The following is a 17,065-nucleotide window of genomic DNA, read 5'->3' as shown; positions in this document are numbered from 1 at the left end:
AGCCGACGTTCACTGCTTGTTTTCGCGGGCGTTGGCCTTGTACTCGATGTCATCGGCGTACAGGCGGCCGTCCTTGCGGTCGACGTCCACCTCCACGTAGTGACCTTGCCGCAGATCCTCGAAACGCTTGTAGTCGTTTTCGTAGTCGGTCTTGTCCGTGACGTAGATGGTCTCGCTGTTCACCGTAAAGGCCCTGGCAGCCAGATCGATGGACTGGATGCGCCCCTTGATGTCTTCAGCGTGCACCGCGCCCACGCCCAGCGTGAGTGCGGCGGCCAGCATGAGGGACCGGGTGGTCGACGGTTTGATTCTGGACATGCAATACCTCCGTTGTTGTGGTGATTCGATTGAATCGTCCACCCAGGAAAAGTGCTGTCTTTTTTTGTTGCAGCCCCGTATCTCACCGTAAACGCGCTTTTGTCCTACACACGCAGGACGATGCCGTTCACCGGGCCGGCTTGGCCTTGGGCACGCGACCCATCAGATAGAACTCGGGATTGGGCTGCATGTTGCTGAAGCTCGCCAGCCGGTTGGACAGACCGAAGAAGGCGGTGATCGCGGCGATGTCCCAGATGTCCTCGTCCGAGAAGCCGTGCGCGTGCAGGGGCGGGAAGTCGTCGTCGCCGATCTCGTGCGAGCGTTGGCAGACTTTCATCGCGAAATCGAGCATCGCCTTCTGGCGCGGCGTGATGTCGGCCTTGCGGTAGTTGACCGCCACCTGGTCGGCCACCAGCGGCTTCTTCTCATGGATGCGCAGGATGGCGCCATGAGCCACCACGCAGTACAGGCACTGGTTGGCCGCGCTGGTGGTGGTGACGATCATCTCTCGCTCGCCCTTGGTGAGCGAACCTTCCTCCTTGAGCATGAGCGCATCGTGGTATGCGAAGAACGCGCGCCATTCGGCCGGTCGTCGCGCCAGGGCCAGGAACACGTTGGGCACGAAGCCTGCTTTCTCCTGCACCTCGAGCACCTTGGCCTTGATGTCGTCGGGCAGTTCGTTGATGTCGGGGGCCGGGTAGCGGTTCATGTGGTCTCCTGTCAGGGTTATGGCTTCATCGTACGGTATCGTCCGCATCGGTTTTTCACTTCCGCCTTCTGGAGCATGCAATGCAAGACACCAACGATCCCGAGTTTGAGCGCGGCCTGTCCATGCGCAAGCAGGTCATGGGTGAAGCCTTCGTGGCCAACGCATTTGACAACATGACGCCGTTCACCGAGCCCATGCAGCAGCACATCACGCGCAAGGCCTGGGGCGATGTGTGGCAACGCGAGGGGCTGGACCTGAAGACGCGCAGTCTCATCACCGTGGCCATGCTCACGGCCCTGGGCCGGCAGAACGAGCTCAAGGGGCACGTGCGCGGTGCATTGAACAATGGCGCGACGCCGGCCGAACTGCAGGAAGTGCTGCTGCATGCGGCCGTGTACTGCGGTGTGCCCACCGCGGTGGAAGCATTCCGCACGGCGGCCAGCGTGGTCGAAGGCAGTGCCGCCTGATGCCGAACGCTACGATGGCAGTTTTCTTCACCTTCTCCTACGGAGTTCCGTCATGACTGTTTCCCGTCCCTCTCTGGTTCGCCGCGCGCTGCTTGCGGCTGGCCTCGTGTGCACCTTCGGCCTGGCCCAGGCGCAGAACGCGACGCGCATCCTCGTGGGCTTCCCACCCGGTGGCGGCACCGACGCGATCGCCCGCATCATCGGTGAGCGCCTCCAGCAGGAACTCGGCAGCCCGGTGGTGGTGGACAACAAGCCGGGTGCCGGGGGTCAGCTCGCGGCCCAGGCGCTCAAGGCCTCCGCAGCCGATGGCCACACCCTGTTCCTGAGCCACGACCACAGCATCACCATCCTGCCCATGGTGACGAAGAACCCGGGCTATGACCCGGCGAAGGACTTCGTGCCCGTGGCGGGTTTTGCCACCTTCGTGAACGCGTTCGCCGTGTCCAACGGCACGCCCGCGCAGTCGTTCAAGGCCTTTGTGGACAGCGTGAAGGCGTCCGGAGGCAAGAGCACGGTCGGCATTCCCGCGCCGGCATCGGTGCCGCAGTTCCTGGTGCAGGTGATTTCCAAGCAGAACGGTCTGGACCTGGTGGCTGCCCCCTACCGTGGCAGTGCGCCCATGATGTCGGACATGCTGGGCAACCAGATCCCTGCCGGGGTGGCGTCCATTCCCGATTTCATCGAGAACCACAAGGCGGGCAAGTTGCGCGTGGTGGCTGTCATGGGGTCGCAGCGCCAGGCGGCCATGCCTGAAGTGCCGACCTTCGCCGAGCTCGGTCTCAAGGGTTTTGAAGACGTGCCGTACTACGGCCTGTTCGCGCCCGCCGGCACGCCCAAGGCCGCCCTGGACCGACTGGCCCAGGCTGTGCAGAAGGCGATTGCCCAACCCGATGTGCGGGACAAGCTGACCGCCATGGGTCTTACCGTGGGTTTCATGAGTGGCGAACAACTGGGGACGCGCGAACAGGCCTATGGCAAGGTCTGGGCGAGGATCATCCAGGACAGCGGCTTCCAGCCTCAGTGATCTGATCGCGTCTCAACCCGCCAGCAGCCGGTGCACCAGATCCGGTGTGCTGTGCGCACCGTATTTGCGCATCAGCCGGGCGCGGTAGATCTCCACCGTGCGGTGGCTGATGGCCAGCGCCTTGCCGATCTGCTTGCTTGTCATGCCATCCATCAGAAAGGCGGCCACCTCGCGTTCGCGTGGGGTGAGCTCGGCCTTCACCGTGCGGCTGGAGCTGAGGTCCTCGAAGCTCCAGATGCCTGCTGCATGAGGCGCGTCGCGTCGCAGGGCGCGGCCGGTGACGTGGCACCAGAAGGTTTCGCCCTGTGCCTGCCCGCCCACGCGCTTCATGATGCGGTTGTCCGAGTAGGTGCCGCTGCGGCCCAGCAAGGGCGCCATGCGCTCACCGATGCGCTCGTATTCGTCGGCGCTCGGGTAGAGGATCTGGAAACTCTGTCCCACCAGCTGCTCGCGGGGCGCGCCGAACATGTCGCACAGGGCCTGGTTGCAGTCGACCATGGTGCGCTGCCGCGATAACGCCAGGCCCACCGGGGCAAGGTCGAATGCGAGGCGGTAGTCGATGTCGCGCGATGGGTGCTCCAGGACGCTCATGGGGCGGGCGGTGCGGGTTTGGCTTTACGAAATACTACGTATGAGGTTACGTAGTATCGTAGCGGCTTCCACGGTCCAACCCAGGAGACTCCGACGTGAACAAGATTTTCCCGAGCGCGGCCGCCGCGCTCAAAGGCATCGCAGCCGATGGCCAGTTGCTCGCCGTCGGGGGGTTCGGCCTTTGCGGCATTCCCGAGGCCTTGATCGATGCCCTGCGCGACAGTGGCGTGAAGAACCTCACCGTGATCTCCAACAACGCGGGCGTGGACGGCTTCGGCCTCGGCAAACTTCTGGAGACGCGCCAGATCGCCAAGATGATCTCGAGCTATGTGGGCGAGAACAAGGAGTTTGAACGCCAGTACCTGGCCGGCGAACTGCAGCTCGAATTCACGCCGCAGGGCACGCTGGCGGAGAAGCTGCGCGCCGGGGGGGCGGGCATTCCGGCCTTCTTCACCAAGACCGGTGTCGGCACGATGGTGGCCGAGGGCAAGGAGCTGCGCGACTTCGACGGTGAGACCTATGTGATGGAGCGCGCGCTCGTGCCCGACATCTCGCTGGTGAAGGCGCACCGAGCCGACAAGTCCGGCAACCTGCAATTCCGCCTGACCGCGCGCAACTTCAACCCCGCCGCCGCCATGGCGGGCAAGATCTGCGTGGTCGAGGTCGAGGAGATCGTCGAGACCGGCGCGCTCGATCCGGACCAGATCCACCTGCCGGGCATCTACGTGCACCGCATCGTGCACAACCCGAACCCTGAGAAGCGCATCGAGAAGCGCACCATCACCGAAAAAGCTGGAGCGTGAAATGATTCACCCCCACGCTCATCACTTTGTGTATTCACTGCCCCCCAAAGGGGCGCAATCCGCCCTTGGGGCGGCCCTGCGGGAGGATTGACATGCCCTGGACCCAAGATCAAATGGCCGCGCGCGCGGCGCAAGAACTCGAAGATGGTTTCTATGTGAACCTGGGCATCGGCATCCCGACCCTGGTGGCCAACCACACCGGCACCAAGGAAGTGTGGCTTCAGAGCGAGAACGGCATGCTGGGCATCGGCCCCTTCCCCACCGAAGACCAGGTGGACGCCGATCTGATCAATGCGGGCAAGCAGACCGTCACCACGCTGCCAGGCTCGAGCATCTTCGGCAGCCATGACAGTTTCGCCATGATCCGCGGCGGCAAGATCAACCTGTCCATCCTCGGCGCCATGCAGGTGAGCGAGAAGGGTGATCTGGCCAACTGGATGATCCCGGGCAAGATGGTCAAGGGCATGGGCGGAGCGATGGACCTGGTTGCCGGCGTCAAACGCGTGATCGTGCTCATGGAACATGTGGCGAAGAAGAAGGACGGCACCGAGGATCTGAAGATCCTGCCGGCCTGCACCCTGCCGCTGACCGGTGTGGGCGTGGTGGACCGCATCATCACCGACCTCGCCGTGATGGACGTGACGCCCGAAGGCCTCAAGCTCGTGGAGCTGGCGCCCGGCGTGACCCGGGAGTTTCTGCAGTCGAAGACCGGCGTGACGCTGGTCTGATACCCCTGTCGGGTATACTGCCCGCCTTCACCCGTCATTGGGGAGTAGCCGCCCTGCACCTTGCAGGGGTTTGCGTCAACACACTTGGTTCCCACGACCATGGCGCAGACAGCTTCCAGCCTGGCAAGACCTTTGACCACACTGCCTCCGGACAGGGCCGGGGTTGCCGTGTGGTCTTCTGGTTTCTGCCGGCCCTCGGAGCACTATTTTGGAAGCCTTCCTGATCTCGACTGGCATCGTGGCCCTGGCTGAAATGGGCGACAAGACCCAGCTGCTGTCGCTCGTCCTTGCCGCCCGTTTCAAGCGCCCCTGGCCCATCGTCTGGGGCATCCTCGTCGCCACATTGCTCAACCATGCCCTCGCCGGTGCCGCCGGCGCCTGGATCATGGCTGCCGTGGGCCCGAACGTGATGCGCTGGGTGCTGGGTGTCTCGTTCATCGCCATGGCCGTGTGGATGCTCATCCCCGACAAGCTGGACGACGATGACGCCGTGCCCAAGCGCCAGCTGGGCGTGTTCGTCGCCACGCTGTGGGCGTTTTTCCTGGCCGAGATGGGTGACAAGACGCAGATTGCCACGGTGGCACTGGGTGCACAGTACGAGCCACTGATCGCGGTCGTGATCGGCACCACGCTGGGCATGATGCTGGCCAACGCGCCCGTGGTGTTCTTCGGTGAAGCCATCACGCGGCGTGTGCCGATCAAGATGGTTCACATCATCGCCGCGCTCATCTTCGCCGCGCTCGGCGTGCTGGCCTTGATGGGCGTGGGCGCGTCGTTGACTGGCTGAAGCCGCCCGACAGGGCGCTAGAATGGCGCCCTGCCGCGGGTGTAGTTCAATGGCAGAACGGCAGCTTCCCAAGCTTCATACGAGGGTTCGATTCCCTTCACCCGCTCCAATTGCTCCCCCTGTCGCGTCTCTTCGCGCACGAGGCAGATTGCCCCGGCACACCGTGCCCTCCACCCGCAGAGGGCCATGGGCGAGCGTTTCACCCCATTCACCCCATACGGCGAGTTCATTGGCACCGTGGCAGCGGATGACCACGATGGACGCGATCTGAGTCGATTTCTCCGTGACAGGGGCTGATCTCCCGGCACGGGTCAATGAACGGACGAGACCTGTTCTACCCCGGCTGACCCGCGTGCCAAACCTGGGCTGCGCGCCTGTTGTCTGAACGTTTTCTTAAGGCTTCTTGCTGCACCTGTGGCCTCTCCTGTGAGGTTTTTTGGTCTGTAGTGAATAATTTGGCGTTCGTTCGGTGGCCTGTCTGTTGTGCGTTGCCCAGCTCGGCTATCGTGCGCCTGTCTCGGTCCCGATTCCTGTGCATCGGGCATCCGAGGCGGCATCGAATTGTTTTTGCGGAACGGGTCAACCATGAACACCGTCGGTTTGCAAGCCACTGCTGTGGTCGGTAAAAACTCCGTCGCATTCGTCGAGCAGATGTTTGCTCTGTACGAGGTGCGCCGGCCTCTCGTGATCGTGGCCGGTGAAGCGCAGGCGGGCAAGCTGCCTGGCGTCGTCGTCGACCGCTGCATCGTTCCAGAGGACCGGTCGGGCTGGTTCTCTGGCCGGCATCCCCTGATTCACGATGACAGCCCCGCGCAGGTCACCTACACGTCGGGTACCGAAGGTCTGCCCAAGGGGATCGTCCTCACCTACGCGAACCTGGCGGATGCCGCCGAGAGGATCATCCAGCAGATGCAGATGACGCAGGACATCCGCGAGTACGTGGGGGTTCCTGCCACTTTCAGCTTTGGCATGGCGCGGTACCGGGCCATCGCCGCGGTGGGCGGGCGTGCCTACTTGCCGCCCCGGGGGTTTGACCCTCTAGAGCTGGCACGCATGCTGGCCGCCGGCGAAGTCAATGCGCTCTCGGCGGTGCCGACCCTGCTCCGCACCCTGCTGGCCTCACCCGAGGTCATTGGCGCGGCAGGCAAGAAGCTGCGCTGGATGGAAATCGGATCGCAGCAGATGACGGCGGACGAAAAGCGCCGCATCCGGGAGCTTTTCCCGCATGCACTGATCGTGCAGCACTACGGTCTGACCGAAGCTTCGCGCACGACCTTCCTGAAAATTTCCGACGCCCCGATGGAGCTGCTCGAGTCTGTGGGTCAGCCGGTCGGCAAGACCGAGGTGCGGATGAGGCCGGATGGCCGCATCATGATCCGTGGACCGCATGTTGCGAAGTCGCGCATCGATGCCGAGGGCCTGCACGACCTGCGTGACGCCGATGGCTGGCTGCAGACGAACGACCTCGGTCACACGCGCGACGGGTACGTGTTCTTCGATGGCCGTGCCGATGACCTGATCAATTGCGGCGGCGTGAAGATCGTTCCCGATCAATTGGAGGACAGGATCCGGTCCCGTCTCGAGGCCGGGACGCAGATCGCGGTGGCGAAGATTCCGGACGCCCAGCGAGGAGAAGGTGTGCTCGTCGCGGTGAAGGCCGATGCGTCGGAGACCGCCCGCGTGCGCAGCGCCGCACTGGCCGCGCTCAAGGACATGGGCATCGATGCCGGCAGTGCGCTGCAGGTCATGGCGGTGGACGCCATTCCCGTCACGGGCACAGGCAAGACCCAGCGCAAGGTGCTCTCCGCGCAGTTCGTTGCCCAGCGTCCTCAGGAAGCGCCCCTCAATTCCCTGTCCGCAGACAGCGTCGTGGATGTGCTGTCCCTGTTCCGGTTCGAATTTCCGGGACAGAAGGTCGAGCCAGACGACACCTTCGAGTCATTGGGTGGCGACTCGTTGCATTACATCCAGTTCTCCCTGAGCTTCGAGCAGCGTTTCGGGCCCCTGCCGGACAACTGGGAACGGCTCAGTGCGTCCGAGTTGCAGCGGCATGTGGGGGTTGCGCGCAAGTCTTTCTGGCAGCGTCTGGAATCCGTCACGGCGACGCGCGCGTTCTTCATGACCTGCATCGTGGCGTTGCACACGGACGCGTTTGTCTACAGCTCGAACTGGGGCGCGGCCTACTTCCTGGTGCTGCTGGCGGGCTATTCGGTGGCGCGCTGGCAACTGCCCGAAATCATCCGGGCCGGCAAGGTGACCACCTTGCTGCGGACCATCCGGTACGTAGCGATACCCACCGTGATCATGGTCGCTCTTTTGCAGGTGGCCACACGAAGATTCGAGATCACGCCCCTGCTGCTGATTTCCAACTATCTGGATCCTGTCAGGCTCAAGGGCTTCCTCTTCTATTTCATGGAGTTCTACATCCAGCTGCTGCTGCTCGTCGCCTTGCTGTTTTCCTTTGCGCGGGTCCGACGGTGGTTCCAGCAGCGTCCGATGTTCAGCGCTCTGGCGCTGCTTGTGGTGGTGGTCCTCATTGATCGCACCATCGAAGCGTTCTGGAACACGGATTACAACTACCACCGCGTGCCCTGGCACTACGCATGGCCTTTCGCTCTGGGGATGATTCTGGCCAGTGCCAACGATCTTCGAACGCGCTGTCTCGCGATGGGCGTGTCACTCATGGCGGTGTGGATCATGTGGGGTTTCACTTCTGCGGCGTTCTACTTTGCAGGCGGGTGCGTGCTCGTGTTGTTCGTGCGGAACCTGATCGTTCCCGCCCCGGTCAAGCTGGCGGTGGCGGAGATTGCCAGTGCGTCCATGTTCATCTACCTCAGCCACTCCCAGATGATCTCTATCGTGGAGAAGGTGTTCGGTCATCCCCGGCCTTGGCTGGAATTGATCTCCGCAACGATCGTTGGCATTGCGCTGGCGCACGGTTACGCCTGGTGCGAGCGACGCTTCGCACAATTGCGCGAGTCGATGCGTGAGCCTGTGGCTGTGGGTTCCTAGAATCCCACGGCCTGGCCATCGCGGCGCGAGTCGCTCGCGGCCACATAGCCGTCGGCGATGTCGTCGCTGATGCGGGCGATGAACTGGCCACTGCCGAAGTCGAGATAGGTGTCTGCCGTGGGTTCGAAGCGGTGGCCCAGCGCCTTGAGGCCTTCGCGCAGTTCGGGTGCCATGGTGGCTTCGAAGTCCACGTCCAGCCCCTTGCCCCATTTCCATCGTGGTGCGTCACACGCGGCCTGGGGTTGCTGCTTGTGCACGAGCATGCGCACCAGCGTCTGCACATGGCCTTGCGGTTGCATGTTGGCGCCCATCACGCCGAAACCCATGACGCCCTGGCCGTCGCGCGTGAGAAAGCCCGGAATGATGGTGTGAAACGGGCGCTTGCCGGGGGCCACCTGATTCGGGTGTCCGTCCTGCATCGTGAAGCCGTGGCCCCGGTTCTGCAGGCTCACGCCCCAGCCCGGCACCACCACGCCGCTGCCGAAGCCGAGGTAGTTGGACTGGATCAGGCTCACCATGCGGCCCTGCGCATCGGCCGCGGTGAGGTAGATGGTGCCGCCGCGGGGTGGGTGGCCGGCGCCAGGGTCGATGGCGCGTTTCGGGTCAATGAGCTTCGCTCGATCACGAAGGTACGCAGGGTCAAGCAGGTCGGCCGCGCGCACGTCTGTCATGAAGCGCTCATCGGCCACCCAGCGGTAGGTGTCGGCGAAGGCGAGCTTGATCGCTTCAATCTGCAGATGCTGGCTCTCGATGCTGTCCGGGCCATGGCGGCCGATGTCCAGTTGTTCGAGCATGCCAAGTGCCATGAGCGCTGCAATGCCCTGGCCATTGGGTGGCAGCTCGTGCACCGTGTGCCCGGCGAAAGCCATTTCGATGGGCGTGACCCACTGGGCCTCGTGTGCGGCAAGGTCGCTGGCGCGAAGCTGCGCGCCATGCTCGCGTGCAAAGGCTTCAATGGCCGAGGCGATTTCACCCTTGTAGAAATCCTCGCCGTGCGTGTCGGCGATGCGGCGCAGCGCGCGGCCGGCATCGGCGAAGGTGAAGCGCTCACCGGCCTTGGGTGCCCGGCCGTGCGGCAGGAAGGCTTGCGCGAACCCCGGCTTGTCGTGCAGAAGCGGCACCGCCTGCGCCCATTTGTGGGCGATCACCGGCGCCACGGCATGGCCGCCCTCGGCGAGCTCGATCGCCGGCGCCAGAAGATCGGCAAAGGGCAGGGCGCCGAAGCGCTTCGACAGCGCGGCCCAGCCCGCCACCGCACCCGGTACGGTCACGGCGTCGAAACCGCGCAGCGGGATCTGACCGTTGTGCTTGTGGTCGAAGTAGGCCTTGCTCCAGCCGGCGGGGGCGACACCGGAGGAGTTCAAGCCATGCAGCTGTTGTCCGTCCCAGACGATGGCAAAGTTGTCGCTGCCCAGCCCGTTGGAGCACGGCTCCACGACCGTGAGCGCTGCTGCTGCTGCGATCGCCGCGTCCACGGCGTTGCCGCCTTTGAGGAGCATGCGCAGGCCGGCCTGCGCGGCCAGGGGCTGCGAGGTGGCGACCACATTGCGCGCCATCAGGGGCGCACGGGAGACGGGATAGGGGTTGTGCCAGTCGAATTGCATGGGCCGGTATTTCAAGCGATGGAAATCACTTGAGGATATCGCCCACGCACAGATACTTGATTTCGACGTAGTCGTCCATGCCGTGGCGCGAGCCTTCGCGGCCCAGGCCGGACTGCTTCACGCCCCCGAACGGCACATGCTCCGTCGCCAGGATGCCGACGTTGATGCCGACCATGCCGTACTCCAGCGCTTCGCTCACGCGGAAGATGCGGCCGACGTCGCGGCTGTAGAAGTAGCTTGCCAGGCCGAACTCGGTGTTGTTGGCGGCGTCGATGGCTTCCTGCTCGGTATGGAACCTGAACACCGGTGCGAACGGCCCGAAGGTCTCTTCCTTCGCGCACAGCATGTCGGCGGTGGCATCGGCCACGACGGTGGGTTCGAAGAACTGGCCGCTGCCCATGGCACTCAAGCGCTTGCCGCCAGCGACCACACGGCCGCCCTTGGCCACGGCGTCGTCCACATGGCGCTGCACCTTCACCAGCGCGGCTTCCTCGATCAGAGGGCCCTGGTTCACGCCTTCACCGAAGCCATTGCCGACCTTGGCGGTCTTCACCTTGGCCGCGAACTTCTGCACGAAGGCGTCGTACACGCCGTCCTGCACGTAGAAGCGGTTGGTGCACACGCAGGTCTGGCCGGCATTGCGGTACTTGCTGGCGAAGGCGCCTTCCACTGCGCTGTCAATGTCGGCGTCGTCGAACACGATGAAGGGCGCATTGCCCCCCAGTTCGAGCGACATCTTCTTGACCGTAGGCGCGCTCTGCGCCATGAGAATGCGGCCCACCTCGGTGGAGCCCGTGAAGCTGATGTGGCGCACCACGTCGCTCTCGCACAGCACCTTGCCGACGGCGATGGATTGCTCGCTGTCGGCGGTGATGACGTTGAACACGCCCGCGGGGATGCCCGCGCGGATGGCGAGTTCGGCCGCGGCCAGCGCCGTCAGCGGCGTGAGCTCGGCCGGTTTGATCACCACCGGGCACCCGGCGGCCAGCGCCGGCGCCACCTTGCGCGTGATCATGGCCAGCGGGAAATTCCAGGGCGTGATGGCCGCGCACACGCCGATGGCCTGCTTGAGCACCAGCAGGCGGCGGTTGTTGTCGAACTGGGGCAGGGTCTCGCCATTGACGCGTTTGGCTTCTTCGGCGAACCATTCCACGAAGCTGGCGCCATAGGCCACTTCGCCCTTGGCCTCGGCCAGTGGCTTTCCCTGTTCCGCCGTCATGAGCGTGCCCAGGTCGTCCTGGGCGGCCATCAGCAGGTCGTACCACTTGCGCAGGATGTTGCTGCGCTCCTTGGCGGTCTTGCCCTTCCAGGCGGGCCAGGCCGCGTTGGCCGCGGCAATGGCGGCTTCCGCATCTTTTGGGCCGAGGTTGGCCACGTCCGCGAGCTTGTGGCCGGTGGCCGGGTCGAGCACGTCGAAGCGGCTTGTGCCGGCGAGCCACTGGCCGTTGACCAGGCCGTCGGTCTTGAGAAGGGTCGGGTCCTTGAGCTGGGCCAGGGGTGAAGTCTTCATGTCCATGGGTGTCGTCTCCGTCGGGGCGGTGCGCTGGGGCAGGGATAGGCCAATCATTTAACTTGTTAAATAATTGCCTCCCGATTGTGCCGCCGAATCCCGCTGGAGCATAGCCCGGGGCCATGGGCGGGGCGGTGCCGCTGGTGACGGGACGGGCCGATCCACCCGATTTCGCTGCCCTCGCGCCAGGGGTGGCCCGCATGTTGGAAAATAGCCGGTTTCGCGAGCGCAGAGCGCGCATTCAACGACCGACCACCCACAAGGCCAACATGACCCGCCCCGCCTCCGTTGCCGACATCCGCAAAAGCTTCCTGGACTTTTTCGCTTCCAAAGGCCACACCGTGGTCGCGTCCAGCCCCCTGGTGCCCGGCAACGACCCCACGCTCATGTTCACCAACTCGGGCATGGTGCAGTTCAAGGACGTGTTCCTCGGCACCGACAAGCGCCCCTATGTGCGCGCGGCCTCGGTGCAGGCTTGCCTGCGGGCCGGTGGCAAACACAACGATCTGGAGAACGTGGGTTACACCGCGCGCCACCACACCTTCTTCGAGATGCTGGGCAACTGGTCCTTTGGTGACTACTTCAAGCGCGAGTCGCTCAAGTGGGCCTGGGAGCTGCTCACCGAGGTCTACAAGCTGCCCAGGGAACGCCTGCTGGCCACGGTATACGCCGAGGACGACGAGGCCTACGACATCTGGACGAAAGAGATCGGCCTGCCACCCGAACGCGTGATCCGCATCGGGGACAACAAGGGCGGTCGCTACAAGTCCGACAACTTCTGGATGATGGCCGATACGGGACCTTGCGGCCCTTGCAGCGAGATCTTCTACGACCACGGCCCCGGGATTCCGGGTGGCCCTCCAGGCAGCCCTGACGAAGACGGTGATCGCTTCATCGAGATCTGGAACAACGTGTTCATGCAGTTCGACATGAAGGAAGACGGCAGCGTCACGCCGCTGCCCGCGCCTTGCGTGGACACCGGCATGGGCCTGGAACGTCTGGCCGCGATCCTGCAGCACGTGCACAGCAACTACGAGATCGACATCTTCGATGCGCTCATCAAGGCCGCCGCGCGCGAGACGAACACGGCCGACCTGGACAACCCCTCGCTCAAGGTGATTGCCGACCACATCCGCGCCACCGCCTTCCTGGTGAGCGATGGCGTGATCCCGAGCAATGAGGGCCGCGGCTATGTGCAGCGCCGCATCGTGCGCCGCGCCATCCGCCATGGCTACAAGCTGGGCCAGAAAACCCCGTTCTTCCACAAGCTCGTGGCCGATCTTGTGAAATTGATGGGTGACGCTTACCCGAACATGGCCAGCCAGGCCGATCGCATCACCGAGGTGCTCAAGGCCGAGGAGGAGCGTTTCTACGAAACGCTGGCCAACGGCATGGAAATCCTCGATGCAGCCCTGGCGGGTGGCGCGAAGGAACTGCCTGGCGAGGTGGCCTTCAAGCTGCACGACACCTACGGCTTCCCGCTCGACCTGTCGGCCGACGTGTGCCGCGAGCGGGGCCTGTCGGTGGACGAGGCCGGCTTCAGGGCGGCCATGGAGAAGCAGAAGGCCGCCGGCCGCGCCGCCGGCAAGTTCAAGATGGACCGTGCGCTGGAGTATGGCGGCGCGGGCAACCTCTTCACCGGCTACGAACAGCTGACCACCCCGGCCCGTGTGCTGGCGCTTTACCACGAGGGCACGCCGGTGCAGCAACTCACCGAAGGCCAGAGCGGTGTGGTCGTGCTCGACAGCACGCCGTTCTATTCGGAGAGCGGCGGCCAGGTGGGCGACGCGGGCGTGCTGAGCGCAGAGGGCGTGCAGTTCGGCGTGGAAGACACGCAGAAGATCAAGGCCGACGTGTTCGGCCATCACGGTGTGCAGACGCAGGGCACGCTCAAGGTCGGTGACGCGGTGAACGCGCAGGTCGACGTGGCGCGCCGCCAGGCCACCATGCGCAACCACAGCGTGACCCACCTGATGCACAAGGCCCTGCGCGAGGTGCTGGGCACGCACGTGCAGCAGAAGGGCTCGCTGGTCGACGCCGACAAGACGCGCTTCGACTTCACGCACAACGCGCCCGTGAGCTTGGCACAGATCGCCGAGATCGAGAAACGCGTGAACGCGGAAATCCTCGCCAATGCCGAGACGCTGGCGCGCGTGATGGACATCGAGGCCGCTCAGGCCACCGGGGCGGTGATGCTGTTCGGCGAGAAGTACGGTGACACCGTGCGCGTGCTCGACATCGGCAGCAGCCGCGAACTCTGCGGCGGCACGCACGTGGGCCGCACCGGCGATATCGGCCTGTTCAAGATCGTTTCCGAGAGCGGCGTGGCCGCCGGCGTGCGCCGTGTCGAAGGCATCACCGGCGCCAATGCGCTGGCCTACCTGCAGCAGGTGGAAAGCGCGCTGCACCAGGCCGCTGGCAGTCTGAAGGCGCCCGTGGCCGAACTGCAGACGCGCATCTCCCAGACGCTGGACCAGGTGAAGGCGCTGGAGAAGGAAGTCGCGGCACTCAAGGGCAAGCTGGCGTCCAGCCAGGGCGACGAACTGGTGGCGCAGGCGGTGGACGTGAAAGGCATCAAGGTGCTGGCAGCCGTGCTCAACGGCGCCGATGCCAGGACGCTGCGCGACACGCTGGACAAGCTCAAGGACAAGCTCAAGACGGCCGCCATCGTGCTGGCCGCGGTCGATGGTGCGAAGGTGCAGCTGGCTGCCGGCGTCACCGCCGACAGCATGGGCAAGGTCAAGGCCGGCGAGCTGGTGAACTTCGTTGCCCAGCAGGTGGGCGGCAAGGGGGGCGGCAAGCCCGACATGGCCATGGCCGGGGGCACCGATGCCAGCGGCCTGCCGAAGGCCCTGCAATCGGTGCAGGGCTGGGTCGCCGAGAAGCTGTAATCCGCGCGCCGCTAGGTGGGCCAGCCGAGCTTGAGCTGGCTTTCGAAGTGGCGCGGTTCATTCGTGACCGGGTCGGTGAACCGGATGGCCCTGGCCAGCAGGCGCAGCGGATTCGTGAAGTCTTCGCTCTCCTGGGGGCCGCGCAGCACCCGGGGGTAGAACTGATCTCCTGCGATGGGCAGCCCCATTGCGTTCATGTGCACGCGCAACTGGTGGCGCTTGCCCGTGACAGGTTCCAGCCGGTAGCGCCCCCAGACGCCCTGCGTTTCCAGCAGGGCGATGCGCGTCTCGCTGTTGGGTTCGCCGTCGGTCTCGTTCATGCGGAAGAAGGCGTCGTGCGCTTCCTCGATGCGGCTGCGGCGCACGACGGGTGACTGCAGCGAGGGGCTGTGTGGCGCAATGGCTTCATAGGTCTTGTGGACGCTGCGCTCGCGGAACATCGACTGGTAACTGCCGCGTTCCTTCGGCACCACACTGAACACCACCACGCCGGCCGTTTCCCGGTCGATGCGGTGGATGGGGCTCAGTGCATCGATGCCCAGGCGGTTCTTCAGCCGCACCAGCAGGCTTTGCTGCACGTAGCGCCCTCCCGGTGTGACGGGCAGAAAGTGCGGCTTGTCCACGACCAGCAGGTGCTCGTCCTGGAACAGCACGGTTTCCAGGAAGGGCACGGGGGGTTCGTCGTCGAGCTCACGGTAGTAGTAGACCCGTGTGCCGGGGACGAAGGGGGCGTGGGGTGGCAGCGGCTGGCCCGCGTCGCTCAGCACCTCACCTTGCGCCATGCGGCGCATCCAGCCCTCGCGGTCAACGGCGGCCAGGCGTTCGGCCAGAAAATCGATCAAACGGGGCCAGGGCGAGGCCTTGCCATAGGGCAGGGCGATGCAACTGGCCGAGACGCCCCGTCGGGATGGGATGTCCGGGTTCTTCGGAGGTCGGGCCATGGTGGCCGATGGGGTCAGGCCCGACGGAACACCAGGTCCCACACGCCGTGGCCCAGCTTGAGGCCGCGGTTTTCGAACTTGGTGAGCGGTCGGTAGTCGGGCTTGGGCACGAAGCCTGCGCCGCTTGCGTCGGCCGTGTTCTGCAGCAACGGTTCGGCGCTCAGTACCTCGAGCATCTGCTGCGCGTAGGGCTCCCAGTCGGTGGCCAGATGCAGATAACCGCCGGGTTTGAGATGGCGCGCGAGGCGGTTCACGAAGGGCCCCTGGATGAGCCGGCGCTTGTGGTGGCGGCTCTTGTGCCAGGGGTCCGGAAAGAAGATGTGCACGCCATCCAGGCTGGCTTCGCCGAGCATGTGGTCCAGCACCTCCACCGCGTCGTGGCGCAGGATGCGGATGTTCTCCAGCCGTTGTTCACCCACCAGCTTGAGCAGCGCGCCCACCCCGGGTTCGTGCACCTCGCAGCAGAGGAAGTTGTCCTGCGGGCGCACGCCGGCAATGTGGGCGGTGGCGCCGCCCATGCCGAACCCGATCTCCAGCACCAGGGGGGCGGCGCGGCCGAAGGCGGCTTCGGCGTCGAACGCGCCCGGCGCGTAGTTCAGCAGGAAGCGAGGGCCGTATTGTTCGAAGGCGCGCGCCTGACCCGGACCGACTCGACCGGTGCGCAGCACGTAGCTTTTGATTTCGCGCAGGTGAACGGTATCGGCAGGCGCTGGGCGCGGTTGGGCGTGGCGGGGGTCGGTCATGGGCTGGATTGGCGGGCGCGGGGGGGCCGCGCGAGCGCTGGATTTTAGGCCGGATGCCTGTGGGGCCAGGCCGCCACCCAGCCCGACAGGGCGTCAGGCAGGGCTTCTTTCGTGGGCGCAGGCAGGCCGAGCATGGCCGCGGCCCTGGACAACGCGTCGAGCGGATCGCTCAGGTCCAGCGCCTGGGCGCCGTTCTGCTTGCTCAATTTTTCACCATTGCCGCCCAGCACCAGCGGCGTGTGCAGGTAGACCGGTGTTGGCCGTTCCAGCGCGCGCTGCAGGAGGATCTGCCGGGCGGTGTTGTCCGCCAGGTCTTCACCTCGCACGACATGGGTGATGCCCTGGTCGGCGTCGTCGACGACCACGGCCAGCTGGTAGGCCCACTGGCCATCGGCGCGCCGCAGTACGAAGTCGCCGACCTCGGCAGCCACATCCTGGTGTAGCGGGCCGAGCCGGCGATCGTTCCATGTTAGTGATGCCGGGCCGCCGACATCGAAACGCCACGCTCGCGCGGGCTTGCCCTGCAAGCCGCCCCGATCCGGTCGGCAGGTGCCGGGGTACACCGCGCTGTGGTGGCGTTCGCGTGCCGCGCCGAGCGCACGCAGCGCTGCCTCGATGTCCCGGCGCGAACACCCGCATGGGTAGACGCGTCCCTGTAGCAGCAGACGATCGAGCGCCTGCTTGTACAGGTCGCTGCGGCGCGACTGCCAGACCACAGGTTCGTCGCTGACCAGGCCGCAGGTGGCCAGTTGCTGGAGGATGAGCGTGTCGGCCCCAGGTACACAACGCGGTGTGTCGACGTCTTCGATGCGCACGATCCAGCGGCCGTCATGTGCGCGGGCATCCAGCCAACTGGCGAGCGCGGCCACCAGCGAGCCCGCGTGCAGCGGGCCGGTGGGGGAGGGGGCAAACCGGCCGCGGTAGGTGGGCGTCATGG

15 protein-coding genes, 1 tRNA gene and 1 riboswitch are annotated in these 17,065 nt (G+C 65.2%); of the genes, 8 read left to right on the top strand and 8 right to left on the bottom strand.

What is annotated here, in order from left to right:
• Positions 1-9: 9 nt before the first annotated feature.
• Both J2X09_RS02485 and J2X09_RS02480 read right to left on the bottom strand, forming a co-directional pair.
• Positions 10-318, bottom strand: coding sequence for a DUF5666 domain-containing protein (locus J2X09_RS02485; RefSeq protein WP_204731765.1), 309 nt, complete (start codon positions 316-318; stop codon positions 10-12).
• A gap of 127 nt (positions 319-445) precedes the next feature.
• Complete coding sequence (locus J2X09_RS02480; RefSeq protein ID WP_204731764.1) at positions 446-1,027, bottom strand: peroxidase-related enzyme; 582 nt, start codon at positions 1,025-1,027, stop codon at positions 446-448.
• A gap of 80 nt (positions 1,028-1,107) precedes the next feature.
• On the opposite strand from J2X09_RS02480, the gene J2X09_RS02475 reads away from it, so the two are divergent.
• Positions 1,108-1,494 (top strand): carboxymuconolactone decarboxylase family protein, encoded by a 387-nt coding sequence (locus tag J2X09_RS02475; RefSeq protein WP_204731763.1) that lies wholly within the window; start codon positions 1,108-1,110, stop codon positions 1,492-1,494.
• A gap of 52 nt (positions 1,495-1,546) precedes the next feature.
• Complete coding sequence (locus tag J2X09_RS02470; protein WP_204731762.1) at positions 1,547-2,518, top strand: Bug family tripartite tricarboxylate transporter substrate binding protein; 972 nt, start codon at positions 1,547-1,549, stop codon at positions 2,516-2,518.
• Between the two features lie 12 nt (positions 2,519-2,530).
• Here the strand turns inward: J2X09_RS02470 and J2X09_RS02465 are convergent, their stop codons facing one another.
• On the bottom strand, positions 2,531-3,109 hold the full coding sequence (locus J2X09_RS02465; protein ID WP_204731761.1) for a LuxR C-terminal-related transcriptional regulator: 579 nt from the start codon (positions 3,107-3,109) through the stop codon (positions 2,531-2,533).
• 95 nt (positions 3,110-3,204) lie between these two features.
• On the opposite strand from J2X09_RS02465, the gene J2X09_RS02460 reads away from it, so the two are divergent.
• From J2X09_RS02460 to J2X09_RS02440, 5 genes are all read left to right on the top strand, one after another.
• Positions 3,205-3,912, top strand: a complete 708-nt coding sequence (locus tag J2X09_RS02460) for a CoA transferase subunit A (RefSeq protein ID WP_204731760.1) — start codon at positions 3,205-3,207, stop codon at positions 3,910-3,912.
• Between the two features lie 92 nt (positions 3,913-4,004).
• Complete coding sequence (locus J2X09_RS02455) at positions 4,005-4,640, top strand: 3-oxoacid CoA-transferase subunit B (protein ID WP_204731759.1); 636 nt, start codon at positions 4,005-4,007, stop codon at positions 4,638-4,640.
• A 27-nt stretch (positions 4,641-4,667) separates the two neighbouring features.
• A riboswitch (yybP-ykoY riboswitch) is annotated at positions 4,668-4,842 on the top strand.
• 6 nt (positions 4,843-4,848) lie between these two features.
• Entirely contained in the window at positions 4,849-5,427 is a 579-nt protein-coding gene (locus tag J2X09_RS02450; protein WP_204731758.1) for a TMEM165/GDT1 family protein, read from the top strand.
• Positions 5,428-5,462: 35 nt separating this feature from the next.
• Positions 5,463-5,536: transfer RNA gene (locus J2X09_RS02445), tRNA-Gly, on the top strand.
• A gap of 476 nt (positions 5,537-6,012) precedes the next feature.
• Entirely contained in the window at positions 6,013-8,439 is a 2,427-nt protein-coding gene (locus J2X09_RS02440; RefSeq protein ID WP_204731757.1) for an AMP-binding protein, read from the top strand.
• Here the strand turns inward: J2X09_RS02440 and J2X09_RS02435 are convergent.
• Both J2X09_RS02435 and J2X09_RS02430 read right to left on the bottom strand, forming a co-directional pair.
• Positions 8,436-10,043: a gamma-glutamyltransferase family protein gene (locus tag J2X09_RS02435; protein WP_204731756.1), complete on the bottom strand. Its 1,608-nt coding sequence runs from the start codon at positions 10,041-10,043 to the stop codon at positions 8,436-8,438. The genes J2X09_RS02440 and J2X09_RS02435 overlap by 4 nt on opposite strands.
• 25 nt (positions 10,044-10,068) lie before the next feature.
• Positions 10,069-11,559, bottom strand: coding sequence for an NAD-dependent succinate-semialdehyde dehydrogenase (locus J2X09_RS02430; protein ID WP_310307260.1), 1,491 nt, complete (start codon positions 11,557-11,559; stop codon positions 10,069-10,071).
• Between the two features lie 263 nt (positions 11,560-11,822).
• Between J2X09_RS02430 and alaS the strand changes: the two genes are divergently transcribed.
• Positions 11,823-14,444 (top strand): alanine--tRNA ligase, encoded by a 2,622-nt coding sequence (gene alaS / locus J2X09_RS02425; RefSeq protein ID WP_204731754.1) that lies wholly within the window; start codon positions 11,823-11,825, stop codon positions 14,442-14,444.
• 11 nt (positions 14,445-14,455) lie between these two features.
• Here the strand turns inward: alaS and J2X09_RS02420 are convergent, their stop codons facing one another.
• The 3 genes from J2X09_RS02420 to gluQRS are packed head-to-tail and all read right to left on the bottom strand — an operon-like array spanning position 14,456 to position 17,063.
• Entirely contained in the window at positions 14,456-15,385 is a 930-nt protein-coding gene (locus J2X09_RS02420; protein ID WP_204731753.1) for a pseudouridine synthase, read from the bottom strand.
• 14 nt (positions 15,386-15,399) lie between these two features.
• Positions 15,400-16,128 (bottom strand): tRNA (guanosine(46)-N7)-methyltransferase TrmB, encoded by a 729-nt coding sequence (gene trmB, locus J2X09_RS02415; RefSeq protein ID WP_204731752.1) that lies wholly within the window; start codon positions 16,126-16,128, stop codon positions 15,400-15,402.
• A gap of 44 nt (positions 16,129-16,172) precedes the next feature.
• Positions 16,173-17,063, bottom strand: coding sequence for a tRNA glutamyl-Q(34) synthetase GluQRS (gluQRS, locus tag J2X09_RS02410; protein ID WP_204731751.1), 891 nt, complete (start codon positions 17,061-17,063; stop codon positions 16,173-16,175).
• Positions 17,064-17,065 lie beyond the last annotated feature (2 nt).

The sequence above is a fragment of the Hydrogenophaga laconesensis genome (genome assembly GCF_031457235.1).
Lineage (GTDB): Bacteria > Pseudomonadota > Gammaproteobacteria > Burkholderiales > Burkholderiaceae_C > Hydrogenophaga > Hydrogenophaga laconesensis.
The sequence above is the reverse complement of the archived record's forward strand: the minus strand, read 5'-3'. Positions and strand labels throughout refer to the sequence as shown.

Coding starts and splice junctions, on each gene's coding strand:
- J2X09_RS02430 (WP_310307260.1), bottom strand. CDS start 11,559: ATGGACATGAAGACTTCACCCCTGGCCCAGCTCAAGGACCCGACCCTT.
- J2X09_RS02470 (WP_204731762.1), top strand. CDS start 1,547: ATGACTGTTTCCCGTCCCTCTCTGGTTCGCCGCGCGCTGCTTGCGGCT.
- J2X09_RS02485 (WP_204731765.1), bottom strand. CDS start 318: ATGTCCAGAATCAAACCGTCGACCACCCGGTCCCTCATGCTGGCCGCC.
- gluQRS (WP_204731751.1), bottom strand. CDS start 17,063: ATGACGCCCACCTACCGCGGCCGGTTTGCCCCCTCCCCCACCGGCCCG.
- J2X09_RS02475 (WP_204731763.1), top strand. CDS start 1,108: ATGCAAGACACCAACGATCCCGAGTTTGAGCGCGGCCTGTCCATGCGC.
- J2X09_RS02435 (WP_204731756.1), bottom strand. CDS start 10,043: ATGCAATTCGACTGGCACAACCCCTATCCCGTCTCCCGTGCGCCCCTG.
- J2X09_RS02420 (WP_204731753.1), bottom strand. CDS start 15,385: ATGGCCCGACCTCCGAAGAACCCGGACATCCCATCCCGACGGGGCGTC.
- J2X09_RS02455 (WP_204731759.1), top strand. CDS start 4,005: ATGCCCTGGACCCAAGATCAAATGGCCGCGCGCGCGGCGCAAGAACTC.
- alaS (WP_204731754.1), top strand. CDS start 11,823: ATGACCCGCCCCGCCTCCGTTGCCGACATCCGCAAAAGCTTCCTGGAC.
- J2X09_RS02465 (WP_204731761.1), bottom strand. CDS start 3,109: ATGAGCGTCCTGGAGCACCCATCGCGCGACATCGACTACCGCCTCGCA.
- J2X09_RS02480 (WP_204731764.1), bottom strand. CDS start 1,027: ATGAACCGCTACCCGGCCCCCGACATCAACGAACTGCCCGACGACATC.
- trmB (WP_204731752.1), bottom strand. CDS start 16,128: ATGACCGACCCCCGCCACGCCCAACCGCGCCCAGCGCCTGCCGATACC.
- J2X09_RS02440 (WP_204731757.1), top strand. CDS start 6,013: ATGAACACCGTCGGTTTGCAAGCCACTGCTGTGGTCGGTAAAAACTCC.